The 2,523-nt window shown below is 69.1% G+C and carries 3 protein-coding genes; 1 reads left to right on the top strand and 2 read right to left on the bottom strand.

The window, feature by feature from the left end; genetic code table 11:
* Positions 1 to 1,021: NAD(P)/FAD-dependent oxidoreductase (locus tag QOC69_RS06570; RefSeq protein WP_526437573.1), on the bottom strand; the 1,021-nt coding region annotated here is incomplete at its 3' end.
* Between the two features lie 55 nt (positions 1,022 to 1,076).
* Here QOC69_RS06570 and QOC69_RS06565 point away from each other — a divergent pair.
* Complete coding sequence (locus QOC69_RS06565; protein ID WP_526437571.1) at positions 1,077 to 1,733, top strand: enoyl-CoA hydratase/isomerase family protein; 657 nt, start codon at positions 1,077 to 1,079, stop codon at positions 1,731 to 1,733.
* A gap of 303 nt (positions 1,734 to 2,036) precedes the next feature.
* Here QOC69_RS06565 and QOC69_RS06560 read toward each other — a convergent pair.
* Positions 2,037 to 2,523: nitroreductase/quinone reductase family protein (locus QOC69_RS06560; RefSeq protein ID WP_526437569.1), on the bottom strand; the 487-nt coding region annotated here is incomplete at its 5' end.

The raw sequence follows: 2,523 nt of genomic DNA, 5'->3' as shown, positions 1-2,523 counted from the left end.
CCTGCGGGAGCACGTCGTGCAGCACCTGGCTGAGGTGCCGGATGGTGCGCTCAGGGACGCGGCCGTCGACGTCTATGCGCGACGCGTAGCGGTACGGGACGCTGCGGCCGCCGATCGCGATGCGGTCATCGACGGTGCGTTGGGCGTAGAAGAATCCGTGCGCGGTGTCACCGACGGTTTCCCTGCCGTCCCAGCCGATGCCCGCCCACAGGTCGGCGCTGATCGGCTCGGTCGCGATCATCGAGCTGTTCATCGGCAGCCAGCGGCGGCGCAGACCCGGCAGCGCGGCGGTGAATCCTTCGGTGGCGCGCAGCACGATCGGTGCCGTGACGGTGCCGGACTCGGTCGTCGCGCGTCCCTGGCTGATCTCGGTGACGGGGGTCTGTTCGTAGATCTGGACGCCGAGCCGCTCCACGGCGTCGGCTAGGCCGCGCGCCAGCCGCGCCGGCTGGATGCGTGCGCAGTGCGGGGTGAAGAAGGCCGACACCACACCATCGAATTCGATCCGCTTGGCCGCTTGGGCCGTCGTCAACGGCTCGATGCCGTCGACCTGCCAGTTGCGCTCCTCCTCGATCGAACTCGCCAGCCGGGCCGCCTGCGCCCGATTGCGCGCGATCTCGAGCGTGCCGCCCTTCACGATGCCCGCGTCGATGCCCTCCCGGGCGGCCACGTCGGCGACCTCGTCGACGGCCTCGTTCAGTGCGCGCTGCCAGGCCACCACGCGGTCGCGGCCGTACTGCTCGGCCATGGCGTTGCGGTCGCCGGGCACCAGCCCCGATAGCCATCCGCCGTTGCGACCCGAGGCGCCGAAGCCGGCGAACCGCGCCTCGAGCACCACGATGCGCAGTCCCGGGTCGGCGCGCTTGAGGTAGTAGGCCGTCCAGAGTCCGGTGTAGCCGGCGCCCACGATGCAGACGTCGGCGTCGCGGTCACCGGGAAGCGGCGGCCGGCTGGGCGGCACCTCGTCGAACCAGTGCGAGACATGACCATTGAGCGGGTTGGGCCTGAGCGGGTTGGACACCGAACGATTGTGCAGCACTCCTGAGTGGTCCAATCAAGCGTGGTCTAATCAGCCCATGACCGGCCTGCACCGTCGTGACGACGTTTTCGTGTTGACCCTCGGCGAGGACGAGAACCGATTCCACCCGGACCGGCTGACGGCGATCAACGCCGCGCTCGACGAGGTCGACGCCGCCCCTGGCCCGAAGGCGGTGGTCACCACCGGTGTCGGGAAGTTCTACTCCAACGGCCTCGACCTCGACTTCATGGCCGCCAACCCCGATGCCGCCGAAGCCAATCTGCGCGAAGTCCACGCGTTGTTCGCGCGGGTGCTCGCATTCCCGGCGCCGATGGTGGCGTCGCTGCAGGGCCACACGTTCGCGGCGGGCGCGATGCTGGCGCTCGCACACGACCTCGCCGTGATGCGGTCCGACCGGGGTTACTTCTGTCTGCCGGAGGTCGATCTCGGCATTCCGTTCACGCCGGGTATGAGCGCGCTGATCCGCGCCAGGCTGCCGATCGCGACGGCGCACGAGGCGATGACGACGGGCCGCCGGTACGGCGGCGAGGAGGCCCACGACGCCGGCCTCGTCGCGGGTGTCGGCACCGAGGACGAGGTGCTCGACATCGCCGTCGCGCGGGCGCAGGAGCGGGCCGCGAATGCCGGCCCGACGATGGGCGCCATCAAGGCGCGGCTCTATGGCGAGGTGATCGAGGCGTTGGCGGCCAGCTAGCAGCGACCGGGCGTGCTTGCCTTTCGTTGAGTCGGCGCTCGTCGTCGATGCGTCGTCGGCGGTCTTCGGTTCGGGTGCGGGCGCGGCGGGGCATGGTCAGGCCGGCGGTGCTCAGGCCGGCGTTGGGAATCCACTGAGCGGTGGTCGTGGCAACTGGTGCGGTCGGTGTGCACAAGGCAGGGAACAGCAGCAGGCTCCCGGGGCGAGTGGTGTAGGTCTGCCCGCTTGGCGCGGTCCAGACCACGGTGCCGTCGGCAATCGGCCTGAGATACAGGTCGTGCCGCCTCGCAAGCCAGCACGCCGCTAGCGCGGCGTGAGGCGGAAAATCGGGATCTGACGCCCGATGGGCGCTGTCTTGGCGCGATAGTCGCTGTACCCGGCGTAGACCTGCTCGGCGAGTCCATACAGGCGCACGTATTCGTCGGGAGCGGTAACTTCTGTCGCCACGAATTTCTCGTCGCCGAATTCGCAGTCAGGGTGCGCCCTGAGGTTGTAGTACCACTGCGGGTGTTTCGGTCCCCCGTAGTTTGAGGCGACCAGGATCGGATCGCTCCCATCGTGGAAGTAGGTGAGCTGTACCTCGCGCGGCTGACCCGACTTGGCACCCGTCGTCATGAGCGGAGCTGTAGCGATAGTGCCGAGGGATGCGGGATAGCGCCCGCCGGTCGCACGGTACAGCCACGGGTCGATGCGGGGGCCGACATGACGCGCGTAAGCCTGTCCTGGACGGGAGCGTCCGAAGCGGACGAAGGCCTTATACAGGGAGCCGCGCTTCTTGTCCGGATCGACG

It is taken from the genome of Mycobacterium sp. (genome assembly GCF_032162105.1).
In the GTDB taxonomy this organism is placed as follows: domain Bacteria; phylum Actinomycetota; class Actinomycetes; order Mycobacteriales; family Mycobacteriaceae; genus Mycobacterium.
The sequence above is the reverse complement of the archived record's forward strand: the minus strand, read 5'-3'. Positions and strand labels throughout refer to the sequence as shown.